A 25,301-nucleotide genomic window follows, 5' to 3' on the forward strand; every position below is an offset into this window, starting at 1 on the left:
GGCTCGTTTTTTTGTTTAGGCTGAGGTAGGTAGCATGATCGATCTTGAATATGTTCCAATGGAGACGCTTGAAGCTGGCTTAGACCATATTCGCCAAGCGCCCAAGAATCAAGGGGTTTTGCAATTAATCGTTCGTCGACCTGCCAGCGAGCAACGCGAAGTGCTCGATCAAGGCCAGCTTGATTTGGGCGAAGGCTTAGTTGGCGACAATTGGAAAACTCGCGGCAGTTCGCGCACCGAGGATGGTAGCTCGCACCCCGATATGCAGCTGAATATTATCAATGTACGGGCGATTGGCCTGCTCTCGCCAGATCAAGAGCGTTGGCAATTGGCTGGTGATCAATTATTTGTCGACCTTGATTTGAGCGACGAGAATTTGCCAGCAGGCACGCGCTTGGCAATTGGCGATGCAATTATCGAGGTAACCGATCAACCACATAATGGCTGCAAAAAATTTGCCCAGCGCTATGGCCAAGATGCGATTAAGTTTGTCAATTCGGCGGTCGGCAAGGAATTGCACTTGCGCGGCATCAATGCCCGAGTTGTGCAGCCAGGCACAATTCGCCAAGGGGATATTGTTAGCAAAATCTAACCCTCATGGCAGGCAGGAATATAGGACTATGGGTGTGAGCAATCGTTAGGTTCTCGGTAAGCTAGGAAGGCGATACTATACACAAATCCTTCCTCCTCACACACACTCTTCTCTTCTTCAAGCGGCCCAACTGGGCCGTTTGGAGTTTTAGGGCTTTCACAGATTATTTCGGTACTGCGGCGGTTGGGCATTCACTTGCTTTGGATTCTCCAAGCAAGAGCACATACCATGTGCGATGAACTTGTTTCGATTCGGCTGGAATACCACGACTGTTCGTGGGATCAGTAGCAATGAGCCTCAGGGTCAGTGCATCTTTTGACCACATAATCTCATCAGCATGCGCGATGTTTTGCGACCATCCTTGCTGCTGAAGATAGTTGCTGTAGGTCTGGAAGACGCTGCTTGTATTCTGCATACTGCCCATCACGACGCGGACAACCCCATAATATGGGCTTTCTTGATAATTTTCCCCACTAGTTGCCTCATAACTCAAGCGAACCGTATCAGCTGGCAAAAAGGCAACTTCCGCACGTTGTTCGATCTCATTCAGGGGATAACATGCAGCTGAGGGTGCGGCAGTGCCGCAGGCAGCAAGCACGAGCATCAAACCTAAGACCATGGATAATAGTGCAATGCGTAAATAATTCATCAGTTTCTCTCCCTCGCACTGATTAGCAGCCAAAGTTTACTTAATTTGCTATACTAGCGCAATCAATCTTCGCAAAGGAGAATGCTCATGCGCTATGCAATTGTGATTGAACAAGGCCCAAACAATTGTTCAGGCTATATTCTCGATGTTTTAGGCTGTGTTGCCACTGGTGAAACGCCAGAAGAAGTTAAACAACTGTTGCAAGAAGCGATTGTATTCCATTTGGAAGGCGAAGAGATTCCGCCATCGACTACCTTAGTTGATTATATTGAATTTGAGCCTGAAGCCAAGGGCTAAAATCAACAACCCCCAGCATTTTGAAACTGACTGGGGGTTGCCAAAGCTCATTTAGCGATTAATCTTTGTTGGGCAAAAAGCGGAACATCCCTGCGCCACACACTTCGCAGGTTCCGCGCAAGGCACGGCGGCCATTTTCGGTCAACTCTTCATGAGCATCGATCATTGGCTGCTTGGCGCGACATGAGACGCAGTAGCTGCGCAACTCATCCTCATCCTCATCATCCTCGGCTGGGGTTTCAGCTTCAGCGACTGGCTCAGTGGTTTCAGCGCTCGCAGCGTCATTGCCACCAACTTCGCGTTCCAACAATGGCGCTTCATCAGCAACTGGCTCTGGCTCGATGGCAACCGGATCGGCTTCGACTTCGGGAGCGCTGGTCGCGACTTCAGTGGTTAAAATATCGGTTGGCAAGACGATCCGCGGTGGATCTGATGGTGGCGGCGGTGGCGGTGGCAAAATTGGAGACGAATCGATTGGTTGCAGCTTGCGCCGCACAATCACCACCACAGCGGCCAAGCCCAACAACAACGACACCCACAACCGGCGTTTGCTTTTTGGTTGGTTTCCCATTTATACCTCGCTTTGTGGTGCTGAGCTAACAACTGAGCGGCGCAAACCACGCAGCGTTGCTAAATTGCGAATATCTGCGCTTTCATCTGGTTCTTTCGGGGTCTCTAAGGCCATCGGAATCGTTTGAAAGCGAGGATCGTTCATAATTAACTCAAAACCGCTCAAACCCACAAATCCCTCACCAATATGGGTATGACGGTCAACGCGACTGCCAAGATCGTTCTTGGAATCGTTGAGATGGAAGGCCCGCAAGCGCTCAATGCCGATTAAACGATCAAAATGCTCAAACGTGCGTTGGTAGCTTTCGGCAGTGCGAAAATCGTAGCCAGCAGCCAAGCCATGACAGGTATCAAAGCAAATTCCAAGCCTTGGATGACCATCGCATAGCTCGATCAAACGGGCTAGTTGCTCAAAGCTATGGCCTAAAGCTGTGCCTTGGCCAGCGGTAATCTCAAGCAAAATTTCGGTTTCGCCAGCATTTTCGGCCAATAAGCGGCGCAATGCAGCGCCAACCCGCTCTAAGCCTGCGGCCTCGCCTGAGCCAACATGCGCGCCAGGGTGGGTGACCAACGCGCCAACCCCCAATTGCTGACAACGTTCAAGCTCCACCCGAAACGCTGCGATCGATTTTTCCCATAAGCTATCGTCGGGACTGCCTAAGTTGATCAAGTATGAATCGTGGGCAATCAAGGGTGGCATGCCAGCCTCACGATGCGCCGCCTGAAAATTAGCACAATCGGCGGCAGTTAATGGCTTAGCATTCCATTGGCGTTGGCTTTTGGTAAAAATTTGAATCACATGACAGGTTGTGGCATGCGCGCGCTCAAAGGCTGTGTGCAAACCACCAACGGTTGAAACATGCGCTCCTAAATTGGGCATGGGGTTTCTCGCTCCAAACAAGTGTCGCCTGCAATTATAGCACTTTCAAGCTATGCCTGAGATTAGGACTTGGCAGCAATTATTTATTCTTCAAAGCAGACTATAATTCCAAATAGACATTTATCAAAAAAGAATGAATGATCACCACCCTTCCGTCTTACAAGGGTAGGTTGTTAAGATCCCCTCACCCCAACCCCGCTCCCGTCCAACGGGCCAGGGGCTTTAACGAGGTGGTTCTTGCAAAAATCCTTGGTAAAAATGGTTGCACACCCTCGCCCGCGTTTTCGTGGGCGAGGGGGATGGGGGGTGAGGGAATATTTAACCACCACGCTTTTTTTAAACCTACCCTTATAAGCACCCCCAAATATTCACGTGTAGGATTGTTGTTGTTTATTTTTATTCCTAACCTTCGTGGAATTCGTGCTCTTCGTGTCCTTCGTGGATCAATCGTTTAACGCGGAGACAAGCTGGCTATTGGATATAGACTATTGGAACGCGAATCAAAAAATCTGTGCCATCTGTGGCCAAAAACTTAACCTTCGTGCACTTCGTGCTCTTCGCGGTTTCGTTTCCCAATCCCCGACCCCTAGCCCCTGATCCCTCACCCCTTCGTGCTCTTCGCGGTTGCCGTTTTCCGATCCCCAGCCGACCAGTGGTATACTGCCAGACGTTCGAATGAGCCAACGAGGAATGTGTGGTGGGATTTTTGCGCCGTTCAAGCAAATGGTTCTGGCTAAGCTGTGGCCTGTTGCTGTTAATTTTTATAAGCTATGGGTTGCGCTCTAGCGGCACCTACAGCGACGATTCGATTCAGCATTTTTTGATTGCCCGCTGGAGCCTCAAACACCCAGAATTGTTGCTTGATGTTTGGGGGCGACCTGGCTTTACCGTGCTGTATGCGCTGATCAGCCAGTTTGGCTTGACGGCAGTGCACATGCAAAGCGCCATTTTGGCAGCTTTGATCTGTGGTTTAGCTGCCTATTTGGCAGCAGAATTCGCGGTTGAGTGGTATTGGTTGGCGGCAATCTTCACTGGCATTCAGCCAGAATTTGCTCGCCTCAGTTTTGCTGCATTAACTGAATTGCCCTGCGCGGCTTATTTGGCAGCAGCCTTGCTGGCTCAACGCCGCCAACGCTGGAATTTAATGGCCTTGTTTGCAGGCTTGATTCCGCTGGCTCGTTATGAAACGCTGCCACTATTAATCTTCTTCGCTTTTAGCCTGGTCAAAGAGCGGCGCTACTGGCAGCTTGGCCTGATGGCCTTGCCAATGTTGATTTGGAATTGTTTTTGGGCGTTGCGGCTCAACGATTGGACAAACCTGCTGTTTCCGCTTGATCGGGTGTTGTTTGAAAAAGGCGGCAGCGTGGCGTTTTATGGCACTGGCCCGTGGTGGCATTACATCACGCGCTTGCCAGTTGCCTTTGGCAGCGTGCCGTTTGCGCTGGCGGTGTATGGCTTTTTGCGCATGCGCTGGAACTCCCTGCACTCGTGGACGGTTGGCTATATCGCAATTTTGGCACTCAGTTATTGGAAAATTCCCGCGACCCAAATTGCTGGCTACGATCGCCATTTAGCCATTTTAGCGCCGCTTATTGGCACATTTAGCGCCTATGGACTGCACGCATTACGTCAACCAATAACCATCAATTGGCAGCGTTGGGCAATGCGCGGAGCCTTAGGTTTGGTAATCGTTGGCATGCTCGGCATGGCCTGGATTCGCTGGCGAACTCGGGGAATTGTGCTCTATGATGCGTTGCTCAGCATTGGTTTGGTGGCGTTGCTGATGCTGCCAACCCTCAAAACGTTGTGGTATCAGCGCTTGGTTGGTGCTAGCGTGATCGTCGGGCTATTGGGGCTATTCATTCGGGTGCAACCTTTTATCATGCAGGATAGCGACCAGCAAGTGCTCAACAGCACTGTATGGTTTAAGCAAAGCGAGCATCGCCAGCAGCTGGTTTTGGCGGCAATTCCATGGTTTGCCTATGGCACAGGCATCGATCCCTATGATCCAACCAAGTATCAGTCGATTACGCCTAGCGCCGTGGCGCAAGCGCCAGTTGGCAGTATTGTGGTTTGGGATTCGCGCTTTGCTTGGACGCTGCAATGGCAAACGCCCCGCAGTTTGTTGGAAAACCCCGCCCAGTTTCGTTTGCTCAAGCAGTATTATGGGGTCAACAGCAATGGCAACCCCTTCGAGCTAGCAATCTATCAAAAATTACTTAATTAGGAGCATTCATGGCACTCAGTGCAACCATTTATACGATTAATGTTGATCTGGCGAATGTTGACCGCAACGTCTACGAGCAATTAGAGCTGCGCGTCGCTCGCCAGCCATCTGAATCAGCAGAATATATGTTGATGCGGATTTTGGCCTATTGTTTGGAATACACGGATGGCATTGCCTTTACCCAAGGCGTGGCTGCTGGCGACGAACCAGCTGTCTGGATTCGCGATTTGACCGGACAAGTGACTGGCTGGTTTGAAGTTGGCGCGCCAGATGCCGAGCGTTTACATCGCGGCAGCAAACGGGCTGGACGCGCGGCGGTCTACACCCATCGCGATGTTGCCCAAGTGCTGGGCAATTTCAGCGGCAAAACCATCTATCAAGCAGAGCAAATTCCGGTCTATGCCTTTGATCGACGCTTTATTGAAACCGTTGCCAATTTGATCGAACGCCGCTGTGATTTAGGTATTTCAGTGACTGAACAACAAATATATGTGGAAATTGCAGGCCAAAGCCTGAATAGCCAAATTGAAGAACATCGGATTAATAACTAGCAACGATAATTATAAGTGTAGGTCTTGAAGCAGCCAGAAACCTTTGTTATACTCGGCAGAAACGTAGCCTGCGCGCAAGTGCTAGCAGCGGCAAAATCAAGCTTGCATACGCTTATTCGCCTATGGTATATTGAGGGCTAGCATCGTCATTGCGAGCGACGTGAGGTTTCCAAATGTCCAATCCACAATACATGGCCCCTAGTGGCGATGAAGAACGGGTGATTGAACTCCACTTGCCGAGTCGGCTGGGGTACGAGAAAGTCGCCATGGATACCGCCAGTGCAATGGCGAAACGGATGGGCTTCTCTCATGATCGCGTTGATTCGCTGCGCACTGCCGTCAGCGAAGCAGTAACGAATGCAATTGAACATGGCAATCAACACGATTCAGCAATGAAAGTCGTGGTGGTCTTTACTGGCAGCGATGACGGGTTGATTGTTGATGTGGCCGATCAAGGGCGTAAAATCCTCGATCAGACCATCACTGAGCGTACACCCGACATTCACCAGGTATTGCATAGCGACGATAAAGGTGGTTGGGGAATCTGGTTAATTAAAGAACTGATGGATGAGGTCCAGTTTTCGGTCGCACCATCAGGCGGCAATAAATTACGGATGGTTATCCACCTAGATCGTTGAGTTGAAGAACATGGCGCAAACCCAAGCCTCCATCGAACTGATATTTCCCAGCCAGCTTGGCTATGAAAAAATCGCCCGTGAAGCAATTGGTACGCTCGCACGGAATATGGGGTTTGACCCAACGCGCGTTGAGGATTTACGCACGGCGCTCAGCGAGGCCTGTATCAATGCCATCGAACATGGCAATCAGCGCCAAACCCAACGCCGCATCCATATCACCTGCACGATTTCACGCAATCGGCTGGTGTTGGTTATTAGCGATGAAGGTCTTCGTTTTCACCCCTCCCAAGAGATCGAAACAGCAACCATCGAGCAAAAACTTGCTGGGCTGGCATCGGCGCGAGGGATGGGCTTAATGCTCATTGAACAACTTGTTGATGAGTGCGGCTTTCTACCGTCACGGCCCGGACAAGGCAATCGTTTCCGATTAGCGATGTATAATCCACCACGACGGCATGGATCAGCCACAGCCTAGCGCGATCCTTGGTCAAGGAGTTTTAGACCTATGATTGATGATGAATTGAAAGTTACCACCCGTCAACGTGACGGGATTTGGATTATTGATCTCGAAGGTGATGTCACGACATTTGCCGAAGAGGCCATTACGGGTGCATACGAAGGCGTTAGCAAAGATGGCGCTAAGTATATTATTATCAACTCGCGCCAAAGCGATTATATCAACAGCGCGGGGATTGCTATTTTAATTGGGGTGGTCACTGAGGTCAATCGCCAAGCCCAAAAGCTGGCAATTAGCGGCCTTAGCCCCCACTTCCAAAAGATTTTCCGCATGGTCGGTCTCGCCCAATATGCCGACATCTTCGCCACCGAAGAAGAAGCTATCGCTGCGATGCAACGCCATCAAAAAGCCGCCAGCGAACCAACCAAACAATAAGTACAGATGCTTAAATAAACAGCGCCGTTGGAGTAATTCCAACGGCGCTGTTTGGGTTTAATGAACCAAGACTTCGACATCTGATTGGATTAAGTTTTCCATTACCGCCGATTCTGGCACGCTGACTGGTGCTTCGCTCGGCTCTTTGCGCAAGGCTAGCTCAATCACTTGGCCAACATGCTCAACGCCGTGGAATTCCATTTCGGCCAACACTTCTGCTGGAATTTCATCCAAATCAGCGAGATTGCGCTGTGGCAAAATGATCGTTCGAATGCCTGCGCGATGGGCTGCCAGCACTTTTTCGCGCACGCCGCCGATTGGCAGCACTTTGCCGCGCAAGGTAATTTCGCCAGTCATCGCCACATCGTCGCGCAAGGCACGGCCTGTGAGCAATGAAACCAAGGCCGTGGCCATGGCAATCCCTGCCGATGGGCCATCTTTTGGTTGCGCGCCTGCTGGCACGTGCACATGCAAATCGAAATGCTGGGCAAAATGGGGGTCGATACCATAGCTTTCGCCTTCAGCCCTCACCCAACTTAATGCAGCCCGCGCCGATTCTTTCATCACATCGCCCAACTGGCCACTCAACGCAAAGTTGCCGCGTCCGGTCATTTTGGTGGCCTCGATAAAGATAATATCGCCGCCAACCGGAGTCCAAACCAAGCCTGTCACAATCCCAGGCCGATCGGTGCGCTCGTGAATTTCCGAGAAATAACGTTGCTTGCCCAAATATTCACGGGTTTTAGCTGGATCAACCACAATTGGCGTGGCCGAACCAAGCGCAACTTGTCGCGCTGCTTTGCGCATCACCGTGCCAATGTGTTGCTCCAAATTACGCACGCCAGCTTCGCGGGTATATTCTTCAATTGCGACCAATAAGGCATCTGGCTGAATTTCGACTTCGCTTTGCTCAAGGCTATGTTGCTCGCGTTGCTCTGGCACCAAATAGCGCTGGGCAATTTCGTACTTTTCGCGGGTTGTATAGCTGCCAAGCTGAATAATTTCCAAGCGATCGCGCAATGGCCCAGGAATGGTTTGCAAGGTATTGGCGGTTGCAATAAACATCACTGGCGATAAATCCCAAGCCACATCCAAATAATGGTCGCGGAAATTGGCGTTTTGAGCTGGATCAAGCACCTCAAGCATGGCCGAGGTTGGGTCGCCACGATGATCTGAGCTGAGCTTATCCATTTCGTCGAGCAGCACAACTGGATTGTTGACCCCGCTACGCCGAATTGCTTGGATTAAGCTGCCAGGCATTGCGCCAATGTAGGTGCGGCGATGGCCACGAATTTCAGCCTCGTCGTGTACGCCGCCCAACGACAAACGCACAAACTCGCGATTCATAGCTTTGGCAATCGAACGGCCAAGGCTGGTTTTGCCAACGCCTGGAGGGCCAACGAAACACAGAATTGCCCCACGGCCCGGATCACGCTCTGGCGAACGCTTGCGCCGCAGCTCGCGCACCGCTAAGTAATCCAAAATCCGCTCTTTGATTTCAGCCAAGCCATAATGGTCGGCATCGAGAATTTCGGCAGCTTGCGCTACATCAATCGTGTCGTCGCTGCGTTTTTGCCATGGCAAGGCAATCAAGGTTTCCAAATAGCTGCGAATGACACTATATTCGGCGGCAGCAGCAGGCATTTGGCGCAGCCGATCAAGCTCGCGCATGGCTTGCTCGTGGGCTTCGGCGCTCATGCCAGCAGCTTCGATTTGCTCGGCCAAACGATCAACTTCCACTTCTTGCTCATTGGTTTCGCCCAACTCTTTACGAATTGCTTTGAGTTGTTCGCGCAACACATATTCGCGCTGCGATTTGCCAAGCTCATCTTGCACCTGCGATTGAATTTGCTGACCAATTTGCAGCACATTCAGCTCGCGGGTCAGCACTTCGTTTAATTTGAGCAATTTTTGCTTGATGCTTGGTTCGCTCAAAACCGCTTGGCGGTCGGTCACGCTCATGCGGGCATACGAAGCCACCAAATAGGCCAAACGGCGTGGATCTTCTTCACTCAGCACCGAATTCAACAACTCGGTTGGAAATTGTGGAATCAGGGGCGCAATTTGGCTGGCAATTGTACCAATCGAGCGCATCAAAGCGATAACTTCAAGCTCTTCGCTCTCGATCAATTGGTCGGGCACAACCCGAATTTTGGCGCGGTAATATGGCTCAGTTTGAATAATTTCAACAATCTCAATCCGCTCAAGCACTTGCATCGCCACGCGCAAGGTACCATCGGGCAATTTCATCAATTTATGCACAACCGCAGCGCTGCCAAGTTGATAAAAATCTTCAGGCGTAACTGGGTTGGGTCGTTCTTCTTCGTTTTTTAGCGCCACCAAGCCAACAATTCGTTGCCCAGCCATCAAATCGTCGATCAAACGAATCGACTCTGGCTGACCAACGGCCAAAGGCACGATGGTTTGAGGATAGGCAACCGTTCCCAATAATGGCAAAATCGCGATTTCATCTGGAATCGTGGTTGTTCGTTCAAAATCTGACATACAAAAACCCCTTTTTAGCACCAATGCGAGTTAGACGTTGGTTTGTTCAATCGTGATCCGCCGTGGTTCGGCTTGGGCTGGATTGCGCTTGGGCAAGGTGATAATCAACATGCCATCGTCATAGCGAGCGCTAATTGCGGCCTCGTCGATTGGAGCACGAAGCGCGAACTCTAGCTCAAAATGGCCATAATTAATCCCCAATTCATGGATGTGAACACCTTGGCTTGGGCAATGCTCCTCACGTTGGCCGCTGACATACAACACACCATCGTGGAGGGTTACTTCAATTGCAGCATCGCGCATGCCTGCCAGTTCAACCTTAATTACAAATTGCTCGGCGTACTCATGAACATCTGCTTGCGGTCGCCAGATCAGGGCGCGGGCGCTGCTGGTTCGCGGCCATGGGGTTTGCCAATCGCGTTCAAAGGCGCTCCGTTGGGTGTGGAGGCGCGGCAATTGGCGAACCACAAGAAACTTAGCCATCGATTTAGACCTCCACTACAAAAAAGAACTGCTAGAAAAAGCATAACACTGCTCCATTAACACAGTAGTGACGCTGCGTTGGCAAAGTGTTAATCTTGTAATCTTATGCTGAAGGTCTATAATTTAAGCAGCGGCATCCCTTCATCAAACCCAAAGACAGGACGTTTCCATGACTTGGCAGGTTGATTTCACTCCATCCGACCACACATTGCATGCCTTACTAAGCCAAAATCGGCTTGAATCAGCCTATGCATTAGGAGATTTGCAACCACCATTTCGCGAACGCTCGCAATTTAGCCTTGCGCAAAATGGCGCACAATGGGCAATTTTGCTGTGGTATCGCACCAGTACCTTTACCGCATTAATTCCCTATGGCGCTGCCCAAGGCATTAACGCGATCTTGGCAGCCAAAAACGAATGGCCAAAAGCCTGTATTGTGGCGAATATGAACGAGCACTATCGCCAAGTATTGGGCCAACGCTACCGTTTCAGCAACGAGCAAGCGATCATTCGGATTGCGATTGCGGCTGGCCAGCTCAGCGATTTGCCGAATGGCACGCAGCTTGAGCAACTGGAAGATCAGCATATTGGCGAATTATCGGCGTTCTATACCATGAACGATGTGCCAACGTTTAGCCCTGATCAGTTGCATGGCGGGTTATATTATGGCGTGCGCCGCCATGGAGCTTTAGTTGCAGTTGGCGGAACCCACTTGGTCAATAGCCGCGATCATTTGGCGACGATTGGCAACGTCTACACCGACCCAGCCTTGCGTGGCAATGGCTATGTGCGCACGATCATTGCCCATCTGACCCAAAGTTTGTTTGATCAAGGCTGTACCAATATCATTCACGATGTCAAAAGCAACGATTTTGCAACCCGCCAAATCTATGAGCCGCTTGGCTATCAGCAAGTTGGCAGTTTTTGGGAGGCAACCGCACGGTTACGATGAAACGAGAAGAACGCAAACTTATCGCCCAACGCACGCTCGATTGTTTGAGCGAGGGCGGCTATTTCAATCAGGCTGATCAATGGGTCAGTATTGCTGCAGCGCAACATGCCGCCGAGCAAGCCAGCACAATTGTTTGGCCTAATATGGCCTTGGCGGCAGCCCGCAGCACCAGCCAACAACCAGGCATCAAGATCTATGCAGCCACAACCTTGGAGGCTGCCCAACGTGCTGCCCAAACAGGCCAACGGGTGGGGATTTTAAATTTCGCCTCGGCCAAAAATCCAGGCGGTGGTTTTTTAGGTGGCAGCCAAGCCCAAGAGGAAAGTATCGCCCGTTCGTCGGGGTTGTATCCGTGTTTGACCAACTGTAGTGAGTTTTATCGCTATCATAAACAGCAAAACGATTTGCTCTATTCCGATGCCCTGATTTGGTCACCGAAGGTTCCAGTGGTCTGCGATGACGCTGGTAATTGGCTTGATCAACCGTATTTGGTCGATGTAATTACCATGGCGGCGGTGAATGCTGGGGCAATTCGCCAAAATCGCACTGGCCAAAGTGCCGAGGTTGAGCCAGTTATGCGCCAACGCATGCAGCGGCTATTGGCGTTTTGCGCCAGCCAACCAATCGAACGCTTGATTTTGGGAGCATGGGGTTGCGGGGTCTTTGGCAACGATCCAGCGCTGATCGCGCGCCTATTCAAAGAGGTTATCGGCCAACAACCATGGCCTTTTGAACAAATTGATTTTGCCCTCTACGACCCAAGCCCACGCCAAACCAACGTCGAGCTATTTGCCGAACTATTGCAATGCTAAATGCCCTAACCCTAAACCTCGCCCGTGCTACGGGCTTTAAGCCCATGGTTCTTGCGCAATTCGTCGATGAAAAATGGTAGCTCCCCCTCGCCCGCATTTAGTGGGAGAGGGGGCTGGGGCTTACAAGGGAGGTTTTAAGATTCCCTCACCCCAACCCCTTTCCCGTGGCGCGGGCGAGGGGCTTTAACACGCTGGTTCTCCCGCAACTCCTTGGCGAAAAACGGGTGCTCCCCCTCGCCCGCGTTTTTGTGGGAGAGGGGGTTGGGGGGTGAGGGAAAATAAAAGCCCTTGGTTAAGCTGTTCAATGAGGAGCGAGCAACGTGGTTATGCCAAGGCATAACAGGCAAGCATCAAACAACGAACCAAGGGCTGTTAATTAAGTTTCCGTCCAGCGAATCGTAAAGACACAAGCAGGAGCGCCATTGCGGATGCATGGGTCGTGGGTAATCTGAACATCGCGTGCGCCCAAGCCTTGCAACACGCCTTCCATTGCCGCTTGTTCGAACATACAGTTATAGGGTTGTTTCAATTCGACTTGGGCATGATACGCGGCCAAAATTGTGGTTCGCCATTCGCCACTCGCGCCACGAGTTGCTGTATGCCACACGTCGGGCATTGCCACCAACATGGCGGTTGGCGAGCTGAGGCCCATTTCGCGAAATTGCGCTGCTAGTGAGTAGTAAATCCCACGGCCAATTTCCATCAATAAGCGTGGATCACGATCCTCAAAATAGTTCAACATGGTTTCAAACAGTTGGCCATGATACCATTTGTCAGCGCTAATTTGATCGAGCAAATTCAGAATTTCCGGCGGACACTCATCCCCAGCAACCATTCCCAACATTAAAAATGCACTGCCTATACTCAATGGTGGGCCTTCGCGCTGATCAATGCCTGGGTCAGCAAATTCTTCCACCACCAATGGGGCAGATCGCGCAAAGCGATGCACAGGCCCTCCTTCTTTGCAAAATTCAACGGCCAATCAACCTCTATCCCCACAAACAATTATAGACTATTGTCACGCTATTGCTGACGAGGATCGGGCAAAAGTTCATCACGAATTTGCACTTGTTCGTCAACTACGGTGACCGGTAGTTGGCCCAAGCGTAAGCGCCGATTCTCGCTAATCAAGAAGCCCTGTTCATCATACACCCGATCGGAGCATTGATCACGATAGGTTTGGTTGGATTGTTCATAAATTACAATACAACCGCTCAGACTATCCCAGGCCAGAAAGGCGCGCCATTGGTCGGCACTCAGCCGCGTCACCAACACCGGATCATCGCTAACTTCAGGTCGACTAGCGATCGTTTCCGAGGCAACTAATTGTTTAACTGAAACTTGAACCGTCTGGCCAAGCGGAAATTGGCTCACCGGCCCAAGCGTGTAGGTGCGGGCTGGCGGGCTGATAATATAGACAAATAACGCGCCGCAAAATATGGTTGCCAAACCCATCACTAGCGTCAACAAGCGGGTTGCCCGTTTCCGCGAACGTTCGAGCCGTTCAACCTCATAGGGATCAAGCATGCTCATTGGGAAATTCCTCGTGCCACAATCAACATTCGTTCTGATTCACTTGTATAGGGATCAAGCTCATACGAGCCATAGACCGCCTGCAATGCAAAGCCACAGCGCGCCAGCAAATGCTCGGCTTCGTAGCGATAGAGCCAACGCATGCCAAATGGTAAGACGCAGCGCCGCACTTGGCCATCGGGCTGAATTTCATCGTAGCAGAATTGAACCTGCTGGTGCTGGGCCGCTAAATCAACACTGCGATAAACAAATTTTTGCACCAAATTACCATTGCTCGCGCGAAAGCTCTTATCAAGCACCATCAGGCCATCAACCGCACTTAGTTGGCTTGGCTCGGGATTAAACAAATCGAGCAACAACAGGCCATTCGGTTTTAAATGGCGCTTGATTGCATGTAAGGCGGCAATTTGGGCTTGGGTTGTTTCCAAATGCATAAACGAATTAATCGCTACAAAGGCCATGCCAAATTGCTGGTCAAGCTGAAAATCGGTTACATCGGCCACTGCAAACTTCAAATGTGTATCAACGCCAGCACTCACAGCGGCAGCATTCGCCTGTTCAATCATCGCAGGAGCAATATCAATGCCGACCACATTCAGCTTAGCTTGGGCCAACGGAATTGCCACCCGACCAGTGCCACACATCAGCTCTAAAACACTGCCACCAGCCATGCGCGCATATTCGCGGTAGAACAGCACATCATCCTGAAAATCGCCATAATCTGCATCATAATAGGGTACAAACTGATCAAACATCCAAGTTCCTTACATAGCAACGCCATGGCTGCGCTCTGGGTGAGCAAGCAACCATGGCATGCTTGAAATTGAGTTAGCGTAATGTAATCGTTTTGGAAATGCCGCCACTGGTTGGTCGCCAAACCAACTGGACCGATTTAATCCCGCCATTATTAGCTTGAGCTACCAAGATTCCAGCAATTGTATTGTTGCCAGGTATTGTCAGGGTGCTCAGAATGGTTGATTGGGCCGTAATTGGCAACGCCCCAACATTGGTCTGGATGGTAAAATCGGCAGCCCGAAAGCTTACTGGTCGGTTGGTAGGATTTTGGAGCGTCACATTAACCAGTACCTGATTGCCATCATTCGACACAACTGTCTCGCCAATCGTTAAGAAATAGCTGCGCGATTGATGAAGGTTACCGCTGGCCACTGGCTGGACTGGTTGGACAGGGCTAGGCTGAGCAGGATCAATCACGACCTCGACAACCGGCGTTGGGCGACCAGTATTCCAGCCAAGCAAGGCTTCACTAGTTGCCCGCTCGCTCGCAGTAACAGCGTTGCTATCGCGCGAGCCAGCAAGCCGCCCAGCTAAAGCCGAACGCACTAGATTAAAGCCGCCAACCAGCAATACAAGAAGAATAGCGGAAATGATCAATTCACTTCTGGTCGGCAGCACTGAGCGTTTTTTGGGGCCTTTGGCAATTGCAGGGCGCAACGAACCAACCAAATCATTCGCATAATTTACGGCATTTTCTGCCTCTGGCGTTGGCTTAACCTCGACTACTGCTGGAGCTACTGTTTGTGGCTGAGCAGCATGCGTTGGCAGGCTAGGAGCCACAGTATTCAAGCTTTGGTTGCTTGCAGGCACAGCTGGGCTGGGATCGAAACTAGGTCGAGGCTGCAGTAAACTGCTGTTGCCTGCGGCGCGGGCTGGTGGCGGAGAAAAACTGGCTTTCGCTGGAGCGGCAGTGCTTGTCTGGCCTAAATTTGCAAAATCAATTTGGGTTGGCTTAAGCATCTCAAGGCCACGTTTGGCCGCAGCATTGGCTGGATTAATCGCCAAAACCTGTTGCAAAGCGGCGATTTTCTCGCTATTTGTTGCTTCAACTGCGCTTAGCCAAAGCCAAGCCTGCTCGTTGCTTGAATCAGCGCTCAGCGCTTGGCGCAGAATCAGGCGGGCCTCTGCATGGTTGCCATCCCGCGCTGCTTGAATGCCTTGTTGAATTAATTGTTGAACAGGTGCTGACATACAACTCCTACGGTTGGGGCTTCGCACGCACAATCAAGCGATGCGAATAGACACCGATTGGCACACAGGTGATCAACGTAACCGTTTCTTCAGCGGTTGGGTCCATCACCCACGTTTGGTCGGGGGTCACGGTACGAATCTCAGTCACTTGGTAGCGCCGCTCTGCGCCATCGACAGTTAATAGCAAGCTATCGCCGACAACTGCGTTGGGTAGCTGACTGAAGATAATACCACGATAGCCGACATGCCCTGCTAGGACTATATTCCCAGCCGTTGTTGGAAAGCCTGCCACTGGCCAATAATGCGCCGCTGCATCAGTTGGCACATCCCACGTGCCAAGCGAAAAGCCAGCTTCGATAATTGGGCTATCAAGGTCAATTCGCGGCATCGTGATACGGGTTGGGAGCAAGGCTTGCCAAGCAGCCTCAGCATTATTAACTTTGCGCTTGGCCCATTCCGGCGCAGTATTCGTCGCATCCAAATATTGGCGGCCCAAGTGGCCCAACGATACTTGATAGGCTGCTGGCAGCTCTGGATGATATTCAAAGCGCGTCCGCTCAAAATATTGCACCGTATAAATCTGGCCATCTTGTTGGTTGCGCTCTAAAAATTCTTCCGATAGCGGATAGCCAAAGGCTTGCAAGCCACCGTTGCGCTCCCAATACTGGCGAAATAGCCCGCCCAAGGTGTGTTTTGATTCGGGGAAGAAAATTTGGCCAGGGTAGGCGGCCTCGCTGCGCGGTTTGAAGGCTGGCTGATCAGCAGAATCTTCGGCGGCCCAGCGCCCAAGATGGCCCGCTAAAGTCCAGCCAATGGTTGCATGCCACTCTAAACGTGCTCGCTCAAAGTATTGCACCGGACGGCCAGCCTCAACAAACACTTCAGTAATTGGATAGCCAAAGATCGCCAAGCCGCCGTTACGCTCCCAAAACAGCCGAAAATTGTAGGCTAAAGTGTGGCCAGTTTCGGCAAAATAGCGCGGCTGGCCCGCAGCAGTTTCCGCTGAGCCAGCACTGACGGTCAACGCCAACAAGCCAACGATCAAGAGATAGATTCGTAATCGGCGCAACATAGGCTCACCTGTTATCCAACTAAACGCGCTTCGGGGCCAGCACCATTAACGATTGTCCACTGGACAGCATCCAACTCGCAGAGCCGCGCTTCGACTTCAGGCGCATCTTTGGCTTCGCAAATCACATGTACATTCGGGCCGGCATCAATCGTCCAGTAGCTTTGCAAATTATCTTGCACCCGCCAGCGCTGCACTGCCTGCATCACCGCCAAGGTGCCAGGCAACCAATACATTGTTGCTGGGTGGGCGGTCATGGCAATCACATGCATCGACATGGCATCTGCTTCCGAGGCTTGGCCCAAACGCTGAATATCGCGCTCAAGAATGCCTTGGCGCACATCGGCTAAGCGTTGTTCAATGCCTTCCAAACGCACAGGGAAATAGGGGCTGGTGGTGGCAACACTATGGCCGCTGGTTGAAGCAACATGTTTGGCTTCAGTGCTAATTACGGCCACAATATCAACTAAATTCCAGTGCTCTGGTGGCGCAATTTGGGCTGCATACGAGCCAGCATGCGTGCCATCATCAAACCATTCAACAAAGCCCGCTGGAATCGAACGGCAGGCCGAGCCAGAGCCAGAAAGCCGCGTTAGGCGTGATAATTCTGCTTCATCAAGCTCTAAGCGAAAAGCCGCAGCCGCAGCCCTGGTTAATGCAGCAAAGGCCGCAGCCGATGAGGCAATGCCAGCATCAGAAGGGAAATTATTGCGCGAGCGCACTTCGACCCGCTCACTAACCCCCGCCAATTGGCGCAAACGCTCAATCTGTTGGATGACTCGCTCAAACTGGCGACCTTTGGCCTGAACTTCCTCGCCACCGCTCAAGGCGAGCCAAACGCTATCTTCCACGGCTTCGGGCAAACATTGTACGGTTGTCTCGGTTAGACAGCCATCAAGATTCATGGAGATCGAGCCATTGGTTGGAAGAGTCAGATGCGCGTCGCGCTGGCCCCAATACTTGATAAACGCAATGTTGGCACAAGCCACTGCCGTTGCCGCATGCGAAAGCTGTTTCATACCATTCCTCACGTACAAATAAACAAATTCAGTAGCTCTATTGTAGCAGATCAGCAGGCCAATTTAGGCTGGCGTACACACCACACAGCCTTGCGCATGCAGATGTTGGGCTGGCAGCCAGCGCTGGCATTGGTTGCAGCAACCACTCAATTTGATTGGCTCAGCGCTCATAGTAGGCACTTGGGCAATACCAAGTGCGGCCCGTAATTCGTCGTAGTCACGTGCCGCAATCAACACCGCCCGATCAACCCGTTCGCCACTAAATTCGAGGGTCAAGACCATTCCAGCCAACAAATTATGCCGCTCTGGAATATTTTCCAAGGCTTTGGCATCGATCACCAATGGTCGCCAATCGTTGTGATCAGCAATTGCCATCACGTCGAGGGTCACTGTATCGCCGCCAAAAAATCCGCCATAATTGTGCACTTCGCTAACTTCAAAAAGCTCAGACATCGTTGTCCTCAACTAAAACTAGGCTTTGCTGCTCAGCACCGCTTCGATGCTATAGGCTTGTACCAACTGCGAGATATGGCGCAAACTTAATGGCGCAACTGGCACGGCCTGCACATGCGTTTGGACTGCATCATAGGTTGTTTGGCTGACCAAAATTTGGTTGGGCAAAGCAGCGCTACACAAACGAGCAGCCAAATTCATATCGGGGCCAATCGCGGTGTAATTCATCATTTGGGCCGAACCAATGTTGCCAACCACCACCTCGCCAGTGGCAATCCCAATTCCAATCGCCACTGCTGGCAAGCCTTGGCTCTGCCATTCGTCCATCAATTGATTATGGCGGGTTTGCATCAACAAGGCGGTTTGCACAGCTAACAACGGGTGTTGCTCGTAGGGCAAGGGTGCGCCAAAAAAGGCTACAATTTCATCGCCCACAAATTTATCGACCGTGCCGCCAGCATTACGAATAATCGTGGTCATGGCTGAGAGATGTTCGTTGAGCATGCGCGCCACCACATCGGCAGGCAATTGCTCGGAAACCGTGGTAAAGCCGCGCATATCCGAAAAAAGCATCGATAATTGTTGGCGATGCACATTCATATAATCGTTGCCAGGCGTGCGCAACATCAAATCGACCACATCGGGGCTAACATAGCGCGCAAAGGTTTCGCGAATATGGCGTTGTTGGCGGTCTTCAAATAGCGCCGTATCCATTTGCGAAGCAATTGCGTTCAGCATTTTAACTTCGTGAATGCTAAACCCACGCATGCCCGGTGGATTGGCCCCGCCAAACACGCCAATAATTTGATTTTTCAAAATCAAGGGCACGCCAATATATGAACCAATTGTTTGATCGATCTGTTCGCGACGCACCATTTTGCCTTGATCAACCGTGTTGCGAGCCAAATCGCGCAATACCTGCGAAACTTGCGAGTTTGGGTCGGCCAAATCGTCGTGCGAAGCGGCGCGAAATTCTAGCTCATGTTCCTCGGCAGTATAGAGCATAATAAAGCTCCACGTTGCGCCAATCGTCTCGGAGAGCAGGCCCAAGGCCGCACCTAAGCCTTGGTCAAAATCGGGCGTGGCATCGATCAACCGATCCAAGCGATAAATTGTTTCTAGCTCACGGTTGCGCGATTGCACCTGTTGGAACAAACGCAGCCCAGCCATGGCCGAATCGATTTGCGAACACATCGCATCGATCAAGCGGCGATCATCAACCGACCAATGATGATCTTCAGAACCAAGCACCAACACGCCGAGCCGATCGCCTTTGACCGAGAGCGAACGCACAATAATTTCCGCATCGCCCTCCTGCAAACTCGTCGTTTCGCCGCCAGCCAAGGCATTGGTCAAGGCCAACATCAAACCTGCTGCGTTATTTGGTCGCCAGCGTTCAATCGTAATATTTTGGGCTGGGCAATCTTCCAAATCGAGGGTGATTAATTGCAGTAAATCGGGCTGAAGCACGCCCCGAATAATCGTCGCGCAGCCATTTAAAAAGGTTTCGGTCGAATCGGTTGTGTCGCGGAGAGCATCGAGATCGTAAATCGCCCGTAGCTCTCGATGGCATAACGAGAGTTCATGCTTTAATTGTTCGGGCATACGCGCAGCACCTCCTTGAGCCGGCAAAACGCTGATTAACAGCGTCAGTATAGCATGAACTCTGCGTGGTCGAATAGCACAAAAAAAGGCCGACAGCGCCACACTGCCAGCCCTTAACCAAGGTTTTGGATTCAGCTTTAGCCAATATCCCACACCAACTCGCCGCTCAGCACGCGGGCAATTTGGTCGGGAAAGGTTTTGAGCGAAATTGGCTTGGCGATAAAGCCATCGAAGCCAGAAACGCGTGCCCGTTCTGCTTCGTCGCGCGAGCCATTGGCGGTCATAGCGACAACTTTGGTGCGCTTGAGTTCAGGCAGGGCCCGCAGTTTTTGAAACACAATATGGCCGTTTTCGCGGGGAATCCGAATATCAAGCAAAATTAAATCAAGAAAGCTCAGAATTGGATTTTGGCGCACCTGCGGCGAGTTGAGCCAGCTAAAGAAGGCATCGCCGGAAGGTCGCGCATTGCAGTAAGCAACCCCAATCTGCTCGCGAAGAATCCGTAACGTCAAATTCATACTATCAACGTTATCTTCGATGACCATCACTTTCGCACGGCTGGCAACGACGATAGGCGAAGCGCTCGCTCGAACAACCGGATACATGGACTTGCTCCAAAACGAATACAATAACCGTTTCTACGCAGCAGCCGTCGATGCATGGCTGGTTAGTATTCGTTATACTGCTCGATATAAGTCATCCTAGAGAGTAGTCCTTTTGGGTCATCGAGCTTGTACCCAAGGTACTGTTGTAGTGTACCTGAATTTTGACGCTTAAATATCAACTTTGGGTTAAGAAAATTGGGCTTAAATTTAGCCAATCTTCATCTAAAGCTACGAGCCTTTGTAGCAAACCCAACCGCACTGGATGCTGGCCCTTGCGTGCGATGGCGGCTGCAACTTGGTTGGAATGAATCGCGCGCAAGGCCATTGCCTGATTTGTTTGGCTAGTGTACCGTAGGGCTAGCAGCTGGCGCATCGACTGTTAACCCGATTCCAGCGCCAAATAACCTACCATCGTTCACAAGGAGTCGCTTGCGTCTATGCCAGAACCACGATCATTTGGCCAACAATTGCGCGAATATCGCCACCAACGCCAACTTACCCAAGCAGCTTTGGCCGAGGAAGTTGGCTGCGCGGTCGAGAGTATTCGCAAGATGGAAGCTAATCGCCAGCGGCCATCACGCAGTTTGGCTGCTCGTTTAGCCACAATTTTGCAGCTATCAAATGAGCAAACTCAGCTCTTTTGCGCTCAAGCGCGCCTTGTTGGCACGGCTGAAACCAAACAAACGCCAAGCGGATTGCCCTTAACCGCTAGCAAATTAATCAATCGCCAAAGCGAAGTTGCAACCCTGCACCAATATCTCAACGCTGAACATATTCGGATGATCACGTTGACTGGGCCGGGCGGCGTGGGTAAAACTCGCTTGGCCTTGCAGATTGCCCAACAAAGCTCGAAGTATTTTCCTGATGGAGTCTATTTTGTCGATTTGGCCCAAGCTACCAGCGTCGCCGAGCTTGGTTTAGCGCTGAGCCAAGCGCTCAATTTGCCAAGTAGCAAATATAGTTGGCAACGCCAAATTCAGCTTCATTTTCAGCATGCCCGCATCTTGTTGATTCTCGATAATCTTGAGCAATTGTTGAGTGCCACCGCAGTCTTGCGCTGGTTGCTCGATCACACCACCGGCCTCAAATTATTGTTGACCAGTCGCGCCTTGTTGCACTGCGCTGGCGAATATGCTGTGCCGCTTGCGCCGTTGCGGTTGCCGACATCCAGCGCTACGCTTAGCGAACTCAAAACCAATCCAGCGGTTCAGCTTTTTGTGCAACGCGCCCAAACCTTGAACCCGCAATTTAGCCTAACCAGCGCCAACGCCGAGGCTATCAAACACATTTGTTGGCAGGTCGATGGCTTGCCCTTGGCCTTGGAATTGGCGGCAGCCCGCACGCGCTTGCTCACGCCAGAAGCCTTGCTGGCCTATTTGCAACCGCCCTTAGCTCTGTTGACGACCAATGATCCGACTGCGCCAGCCCGCCACCAAAGCATGCACAACGCGATTAATTGGAGCTACCAACAAATTTCGCCGCAACAACAGCAACTGTTGCGCCAATTGGCAATTTTTCAGGCTGGCTGTACGCTTGATGCGATTCAGGCAATCGTGCCCAATCCACAACAGCTTGATTTGCTCGATCAATTGGCGGGGTTAATTGATCATAGTTTGTTAGCGATGCAAGCTGAACCAGAGCAACCACAGCGCTTTCGCATGCTCAGCTTGATTCAAGAATTCGCAGCCCAAGAATTGAGCAACCATGGCGAATTAAACACGCTTGCCCAACGCCATCTTGAATATTATGTCATGTATTGTGAATCGCTGAGTGAGCAAGTGTTGGAGCAGCGCCACGCGCTTTTGGCCGAGCGCGAGAATCTGCGAGCAGCAATTAATTGGGCTATTCGCACGCAAAACTGGCTAGCAGCCAGCAGCTGTATCGTGCCCTTGGCTGAATTTTGGTATCGTTATGGAACGAGCGAGGAATTGCAAAGCTGGCTCGATTGGCTAAGCACCAAGCCGCTCTCGCCAAGGATGCATGCTCGTTGCAGCGAAATGCAGGGCTATATTGCGGCCTTTTTGCAAAGCCAATATCGCGCTGGCCAAGCCTGGTATCAACAAGCGTTGGCCCAACGCCAAGCCATGCAACAACCAGCAGCAATTGCTGAAAATATGGCAAAATTGGGTGAAATTACGATGGAGCAAGGCCATTATGCCCAAGCGCTTGAGCATTATCGCAGCGCTTGTAGCCTCTACGAGCAGCTTGGCGATCAAGAGGCTGTGTTTGCCATGCACGATTGCCAAGCGATGGTGTTGGTGCGCCAAGGCCAATTGAAGCTTGCCCAACAGCTTTTGCAGCAAAGCCTTGCTTATTGGCAGCAGCAGCACATTTTGCCAAGCCTCGCATTTAGCCTGAATTATCTCGGCATGATTGCGCTTTATCAAACCAACTTTGCCGAAGCGCAACAAGCCCATGAACAAGCCTTGGCAATTTGGCGCAGCCTTGATGATCAACGTGGCATCGCTTCGGCCTTGAATGCACTCACGCCAGTGTTGGTGCAGCAAGGCCAAATCAGCGCAGCACTTGCCGCGATCCAAGCCAGCCTAAAAATTCGCTGGAGCTTGCACGATTATGATGGCTTGGCATGGAATTTGGAACGCTTTGCTGAATTATTAAGCATGCAAGGCCAGGCCGAATTGGCAATTCAATGTTGGAGCAAAGCCCAGCAATTGCGCGCTGAATTGGCTTTGCCGTTGTTCGAGGCTGAGCAACAACGCTTACAGCCAACTATCGCCCATTGTCAGCAGCAACTAAGCTCGGCTCAATGGCAACAAATCTGGTTCGATAGCCAAAACCTTGGTTTGGCAAACCTGATTGAAACGCTTTTAGCTCAAACTTAATTCTTAAATTTATTTAAAAATACCCCGCTTTTGCCCCGCTTTTTATCCTTCTGTTGGCTGGTGGCGTTTGGTCTAATACAGCTGCTAGTCAACGAAGGAGGCCATGCGCAGCGCAAACCGAGGCACATAGAGAGTGGCACAATCTAGTACGGGGTACACGATGAAAGTTTATAAACCAATGCTCAAACTCATTGTCGCGTTTTTGGTCTTTTTACCGCTCGTCACCAGTGCAGCCAGCAGCACCGAACAGTTCAACCAGCCAATCAGCAATTCGAGCATGTTTAGCTGGTACACCAACTCAAGCACGGCGACTGGCACGGCCAACATTAGCGATAGCCAAGCCCAAGATGGCAAAATTCTGCGGCTTTCGATTGGCGCGAACCAAGCTGCCTATCCAGGTCAAGGCTCGAACTTAGTTTCACGCCAAATGTATCATTATGGCACCTACGAAGGCCGGATGAAAACCGCTAATTGCGCCAGCGACGAAGGCGTAATCAATGGCTTTTTTACCTATTTCAATGATGGTAGCGATAGCAATGGCAATGGCTTGCCCGATAACAGCGAAATCGATATTGAATGGCTGTGTGCTGAGCCACAATCAATTTTGATTACGATTTGGACTGATTACAACGACCCAACCGCGATCAGCCGCCGGGTCTATCGCAAGATCAATGTGGCCACTGGCACGGTTGAGTATACCCGCTATGCCACAACCTTCGGCGGGAGTTACACCGATTTATCGAACAGCCAAGGCGAAAATCAGCCCACCACGGTGCAGGCGATTCCAGGCTACAATTCGGCCACTGCATTCTACGAATATGGCTTCAATTGGACTGCCAGCAACGTGACCTTGTGGGTTGTTAATCCCAGCAATGGCCAAAAAATTGTGCTTTGGGATTATCGCGGACCAAGTGCGCGGATTCCGCAAAATCCAGCGGCCTTTATGGTCAACTTATGGCATCACCCCAACTGGACTCCAGAATGCTGCGCCAATGCCACCAATCCACCTCGGGCTACCCGTTCGCTCGATGTCGATTGGTTGCGCTTCACGCCCCAAGGCGACATCCCAAGTGATATGGTTGCGCCAAGCGCGCCGAGCAACCTACAATCAGCCAGCAAAACCCATAACAGCGTGAATTTGAGTTGGAATGCAGCAACCGATAATGTTGGCGTAGTTGGCTACGATATTTATCAAAATGGCGGCAGCAATCCAGTTGCTAGCAGCAGCAGCACCAATATTACAATCAATGGGTTGAATCCCAGCACCGTCTATAGCTTTGCGGTCAAGGCTCGTGATGCGGCAGGCAATCGCTCGGCCAACAGCACCAGCCTCAGCGTCACCACCAACAACCCACCAACGAGCGGCAACGGCTTGCAAGCCACCTTTGTCAAAACCTCGGATTGGGGCAATGGCTACGTTGGCGTGTATCGCATCACCAACAATGGCAGCAGCGCGGTCGATGGCTGGACACTTAGCTTTGATTTACCAAGCAATGCGACAATTGCCAGCTGGTGGGATGCGACCCAAGCTAAGAATGGCAACCGCTACACCGCTGGCAACTTAGGCTGGAACCAGCGGATTGAGGTTGGCCAAACTCGCGAATTTGGCTTTAGTGGCAGTTACAGCGGCGCATGGGTTAATCCCAGCAACTGTATTGTCAATGGCCAAAGCTGTAACGGTAGCACAACCAGCCCAAATCTGGCACTTGGGCGACCAGTTCAAGTTTCTTCAGCAGAAACCAGCGCACTAGGTGGAGCGAACGCCACCGACGGCAATAGCAACACCCGCTGGGCCAGCAGCTACAGCGATCCGCAATGGATTCAAGTTGATTTGGGCAGCAGCAAAAACCTCAGCAAAGTTGTACTAAATTGGGAAGCAGCCTATGCTCGCGCCTATCAAGTGCAAGTTTCCGATGATGCTAGCACATGGCGCACGCTGAGCACGGTCAGCAACGGCGATGGCGGCACCGATACGTTGAATGTCAGCGGCAGCGGACGCTACCTGCGAGTGTATGCGACCCAACGTGCCACCGAATGGGGCTACTCGCTGTGGGAAATCGCCGCCTATAACTAAGGAGTAATCCTAACCCTCTTCAACCCCTTTGTTCTCGTTGAACAAAGGGGTTTTGGTGCTTAAAGA

At 51.4% G+C, this 25,301-nt stretch carries 25 protein-coding genes; 11 read left to right on the forward strand and 14 right to left on the reverse strand.

What is annotated here, in order from left to right; all coding sequences use genetic code 11:
- Positions 1–34 precede the first annotated feature (34 nt).
- On the forward strand, positions 35–592 hold the full coding sequence (locus ACFMKP_RS15615; RefSeq protein ID WP_382292923.1) for an MOSC domain-containing protein: 558 nt from the start codon (positions 35–37) through the stop codon (positions 590–592).
- A gap of 163 nt (positions 593–755) precedes the next feature.
- Here ACFMKP_RS15615 and ACFMKP_RS15620 read toward each other — a convergent pair whose 3' ends face one another.
- Positions 756–1,241 (reverse strand): hypothetical protein, encoded by a 486-nt coding sequence (locus ACFMKP_RS15620; protein WP_382292925.1) that lies wholly within the window; start codon positions 1,239–1,241, stop codon positions 756–758.
- Between the two features lie 87 nt (positions 1,242–1,328).
- Between ACFMKP_RS15620 and ACFMKP_RS15625 the strand changes: the two genes are divergently transcribed.
- Entirely contained in the window at positions 1,329–1,538 is a 210-nt protein-coding gene (locus ACFMKP_RS15625) for a type II toxin-antitoxin system HicB family antitoxin (RefSeq protein WP_382292927.1), read from the forward strand.
- A gap of 58 nt (positions 1,539–1,596) precedes the next feature.
- On the opposite strand, the gene ACFMKP_RS15630 is transcribed toward ACFMKP_RS15625, so the two are convergent.
- Positions 1,597–2,109 carry a DUF5679 domain-containing protein gene (locus ACFMKP_RS15630; RefSeq protein ID WP_382292929.1) on the reverse strand — a complete coding sequence of 171 codons (513 nt, stop codon included), beginning with the start codon at positions 2,107–2,109 and terminating at the stop codon, positions 1,597–1,599.
- The gene (locus ACFMKP_RS15635) at positions 2,110–2,988 is read right to left on the reverse strand and encodes a deoxyribonuclease IV (RefSeq protein WP_382292931.1); all 879 of its coding nucleotides are present in this window, start codon (positions 2,986–2,988) and stop codon (positions 2,110–2,112) included.
- Between the two features lie 694 nt (positions 2,989–3,682).
- On the opposite strand from ACFMKP_RS15635, the gene ACFMKP_RS15640 reads away from it, so the two are divergent.
- The 5 genes from ACFMKP_RS15640 to ACFMKP_RS15660 all read left to right on the forward strand — a co-directional run bounded on the left by ACFMKP_RS15640 (position 3,683) and on the right by ACFMKP_RS15660 (position 7,296).
- Positions 3,683–5,215, forward strand: coding sequence for a hypothetical protein (locus tag ACFMKP_RS15640; RefSeq protein WP_382292933.1), 1,533 nt, complete (start codon positions 3,683–3,685; stop codon positions 5,213–5,215).
- A gap of 8 nt (positions 5,216–5,223) precedes the next feature.
- Positions 5,224–5,766, forward strand: coding sequence for a YaeQ family protein (locus ACFMKP_RS15645; protein ID WP_382292935.1), 543 nt, complete (start codon positions 5,224–5,226; stop codon positions 5,764–5,766).
- A gap of 173 nt (positions 5,767–5,939) precedes the next feature.
- Entirely contained in the window at positions 5,940–6,404 is a 465-nt protein-coding gene (locus ACFMKP_RS15650; protein ID WP_083469822.1) for an ATP-binding protein, read from the forward strand.
- A gap of 10 nt (positions 6,405–6,414) precedes the next feature.
- On the forward strand, positions 6,415–6,879 hold the full coding sequence (locus ACFMKP_RS15655; protein WP_204756380.1) for an ATP-binding protein: 465 nt from the start codon (positions 6,415–6,417) through the stop codon (positions 6,877–6,879).
- Between the two features lie 30 nt (positions 6,880–6,909).
- Positions 6,910–7,296 (forward strand): STAS domain-containing protein, encoded by a 387-nt coding sequence (locus ACFMKP_RS15660; protein ID WP_054534364.1) that lies wholly within the window; start codon positions 6,910–6,912, stop codon positions 7,294–7,296.
- A gap of 57 nt (positions 7,297–7,353) precedes the next feature.
- Here ACFMKP_RS15660 and lon read toward each other — a convergent pair whose 3' ends face one another.
- Positions 7,354–9,801, reverse strand: a complete 2,448-nt coding sequence (lon, locus tag ACFMKP_RS15665; protein WP_382292938.1) for an endopeptidase La — start codon at positions 9,799–9,801, stop codon at positions 7,354–7,356.
- 30 nt (positions 9,802–9,831) lie between these two features.
- Entirely contained in the window at positions 9,832–10,284 is a 453-nt protein-coding gene (locus ACFMKP_RS15670; protein WP_204756378.1) for an Hsp20/alpha crystallin family protein, read from the reverse strand.
- Between the two features lie 169 nt (positions 10,285–10,453).
- Here ACFMKP_RS15670 and ACFMKP_RS15675 point away from each other — a divergent pair, with 169 nt between their 5' ends.
- A complete protein-coding gene (locus ACFMKP_RS15675; protein ID WP_382292940.1) occupies positions 10,454–11,236 on the forward strand; it encodes a GNAT family N-acetyltransferase in 783 nt (260 codons plus the stop codon).
- Entirely contained in the window at positions 11,233–12,048 is an 816-nt protein-coding gene (locus ACFMKP_RS15680; RefSeq protein ID WP_382292942.1) for a TIGR02452 family protein, read from the forward strand. The genes ACFMKP_RS15675 and ACFMKP_RS15680 overlap by 4 nt, the downstream gene beginning before the upstream one ends.
- Before the next feature lie 376 nt (positions 12,049–12,424).
- On the opposite strand, the gene ACFMKP_RS15685 is transcribed toward ACFMKP_RS15680, so the two are convergent.
- The 9 genes from ACFMKP_RS15685 to ACFMKP_RS15725 all read right to left on the reverse strand — a co-directional run bounded on the left by ACFMKP_RS15685 (position 12,425) and on the right by ACFMKP_RS15725 (position 20,318).
- The gene (locus ACFMKP_RS15685; protein ID WP_382292944.1) at positions 12,425–12,997 is read right to left on the reverse strand and encodes a hypothetical protein; all 573 of its coding nucleotides are present in this window, start codon (positions 12,995–12,997) and stop codon (positions 12,425–12,427) included.
- 74 nt (positions 12,998–13,071) lie between these two features.
- Positions 13,072–13,581, reverse strand: a complete 510-nt coding sequence (locus tag ACFMKP_RS15690; protein WP_204756374.1) for a hypothetical protein — start codon at positions 13,579–13,581, stop codon at positions 13,072–13,074.
- Positions 13,578–14,336: a class I SAM-dependent methyltransferase gene (locus tag ACFMKP_RS15695; RefSeq protein ID WP_382292947.1), complete on the reverse strand. Its 759-nt coding sequence runs from the start codon at positions 14,334–14,336 to the stop codon at positions 13,578–13,580. Before ACFMKP_RS15695 ends, ACFMKP_RS15690 begins: the two co-directional genes overlap by 4 nt.
- 73 nt (positions 14,337–14,409) lie before the next feature.
- Positions 14,410–15,567 carry a tetratricopeptide repeat protein gene (locus tag ACFMKP_RS15700; RefSeq protein WP_382292949.1) on the reverse strand — a complete coding sequence of 386 codons (1,158 nt, stop codon included), beginning with the start codon at positions 15,565–15,567 and terminating at the stop codon, positions 14,410–14,412.
- Positions 15,568–15,574: 7 nt separating this feature from the next.
- The gene (locus ACFMKP_RS15705; protein WP_382292951.1) at positions 15,575–16,639 is read right to left on the reverse strand and encodes a sortase; all 1,065 of its coding nucleotides are present in this window, start codon (positions 16,637–16,639) and stop codon (positions 15,575–15,577) included.
- A gap of 11 nt (positions 16,640–16,650) precedes the next feature.
- Complete coding sequence (mvaD, locus tag ACFMKP_RS15710; RefSeq protein WP_382292953.1) at positions 16,651–17,655, reverse strand: diphosphomevalonate decarboxylase; 1,005 nt, start codon at positions 17,653–17,655, stop codon at positions 16,651–16,653.
- Positions 17,656–17,718: 63 nt separating this feature from the next.
- Entirely contained in the window at positions 17,719–18,108 is a 390-nt protein-coding gene (locus tag ACFMKP_RS15715) for a hypothetical protein (RefSeq protein WP_382292955.1), read from the reverse strand.
- 18 nt (positions 18,109–18,126) lie between these two features.
- Positions 18,127–19,713 (reverse strand): adenylate/guanylate cyclase domain-containing protein, encoded by a 1,587-nt coding sequence (locus ACFMKP_RS15720; RefSeq protein ID WP_382292957.1) that lies wholly within the window; start codon positions 19,711–19,713, stop codon positions 18,127–18,129.
- 137 nt (positions 19,714–19,850) lie between these two features.
- Positions 19,851–20,318: a response regulator gene (locus ACFMKP_RS15725; RefSeq protein WP_382292959.1), complete on the reverse strand. Its 468-nt coding sequence runs from the start codon at positions 20,316–20,318 to the stop codon at positions 19,851–19,853.
- A 437-nt stretch (positions 20,319–20,755) separates the two neighbouring features.
- Between ACFMKP_RS15725 and ACFMKP_RS15730 the strand changes: the two genes are divergently transcribed.
- Entirely contained in the window at positions 20,756–23,161 is a 2,406-nt protein-coding gene (locus ACFMKP_RS15730; protein ID WP_382292961.1) for an ATP-binding protein, read from the forward strand.
- Positions 23,162–23,321: 160 nt separating this feature from the next.
- Positions 23,322–25,235, forward strand: a complete 1,914-nt coding sequence (locus tag ACFMKP_RS15735) for a cellulose binding domain-containing protein (RefSeq protein ID WP_382292963.1) — start codon at positions 23,322–23,324, stop codon at positions 25,233–25,235.
- Positions 25,236–25,301: the final 66 nt, after the last annotated feature.

Source organism: Herpetosiphon sp. NSE202, from assembly GCF_042688385.1.
Lineage (GTDB): Bacteria > Chloroflexota > Chloroflexia > Chloroflexales > Herpetosiphonaceae > Herpetosiphon.

Coding starts and splice junctions, on each gene's coding strand:
- ACFMKP_RS15670 (WP_204756378.1), bottom strand. CDS start 10,284: ATGGCTAAGTTTCTTGTGGTTCGCCAATTGCCGCGCCTCCACACCCAA.
- ACFMKP_RS15635 (WP_382292931.1), bottom strand. CDS start 2,988: ATGCCCAATTTAGGAGCGCATGTTTCAACCGTTGGTGGTTTGCACACA.
- ACFMKP_RS15720 (WP_382292957.1), bottom strand. CDS start 19,713: ATGCCCGAACAATTAAAGCATGAACTCTCGTTATGCCATCGAGAGCTA.
- mvaD (WP_382292953.1), bottom strand. CDS start 17,655: ATGAAACAGCTTTCGCATGCGGCAACGGCAGTGGCTTGTGCCAACATT.
- ACFMKP_RS15620 (WP_382292925.1), bottom strand. CDS start 1,241: ATGAATTATTTACGCATTGCACTATTATCCATGGTCTTAGGTTTGATG.
- ACFMKP_RS15675 (WP_382292940.1), top strand. CDS start 10,454: ATGACTTGGCAGGTTGATTTCACTCCATCCGACCACACATTGCATGCC.
- ACFMKP_RS15630 (WP_382292929.1), bottom strand. CDS start 2,109: ATGGGAAACCAACCAAAAAGCAAACGCCGGTTGTGGGTGTCGTTGTTG.
- ACFMKP_RS15700 (WP_382292949.1), bottom strand. CDS start 15,567: ATGTCAGCACCTGTTCAACAATTAATTCAACAAGGCATTCAAGCAGCG.
- ACFMKP_RS15705 (WP_382292951.1), bottom strand. CDS start 16,639: ATGTTGCGCCGATTACGAATCTATCTCTTGATCGTTGGCTTGTTGGCG.
- ACFMKP_RS15660 (WP_054534364.1), top strand. CDS start 6,910: ATGATTGATGATGAATTGAAAGTTACCACCCGTCAACGTGACGGGATT.
- ACFMKP_RS15625 (WP_382292927.1), top strand. CDS start 1,329: ATGCGCTATGCAATTGTGATTGAACAAGGCCCAAACAATTGTTCAGGC.
- ACFMKP_RS15725 (WP_382292959.1), bottom strand. CDS start 20,318: ATGTATCCGGTTGTTCGAGCGAGCGCTTCGCCTATCGTCGTTGCCAGC.
- ACFMKP_RS15715 (WP_382292955.1), bottom strand. CDS start 18,108: ATGTCTGAGCTTTTTGAAGTTAGCGAAGTGCACAATTATGGCGGATTT.
- ACFMKP_RS15655 (WP_204756380.1), top strand. CDS start 6,415: ATGGCGCAAACCCAAGCCTCCATCGAACTGATATTTCCCAGCCAGCTT.
- lon (WP_382292938.1), bottom strand. CDS start 9,801: ATGTCAGATTTTGAACGAACAACCACGATTCCAGATGAAATCGCGATT.
- ACFMKP_RS15650 (WP_083469822.1), top strand. CDS start 5,940: ATGTCCAATCCACAATACATGGCCCCTAGTGGCGATGAAGAACGGGTG.
- ACFMKP_RS15615 (WP_382292923.1), top strand. CDS start 35: ATGATCGATCTTGAATATGTTCCAATGGAGACGCTTGAAGCTGGCTTA.
- ACFMKP_RS15645 (WP_382292935.1), top strand. CDS start 5,224: ATGGCACTCAGTGCAACCATTTATACGATTAATGTTGATCTGGCGAAT.
- ACFMKP_RS15735 (WP_382292963.1), top strand. CDS start 23,322: ATGAAAGTTTATAAACCAATGCTCAAACTCATTGTCGCGTTTTTGGTC.
- ACFMKP_RS15690 (WP_204756374.1), bottom strand. CDS start 13,581: ATGAGCATGCTTGATCCCTATGAGGTTGAACGGCTCGAACGTTCGCGG.
- ACFMKP_RS15695 (WP_382292947.1), bottom strand. CDS start 14,336: ATGTTTGATCAGTTTGTACCCTATTATGATGCAGATTATGGCGATTTT.
- ACFMKP_RS15730 (WP_382292961.1), top strand. CDS start 20,756: ATGCCAGAACCACGATCATTTGGCCAACAATTGCGCGAATATCGCCAC.
- ACFMKP_RS15680 (WP_382292942.1), top strand. CDS start 11,233: ATGAAACGAGAAGAACGCAAACTTATCGCCCAACGCACGCTCGATTGT.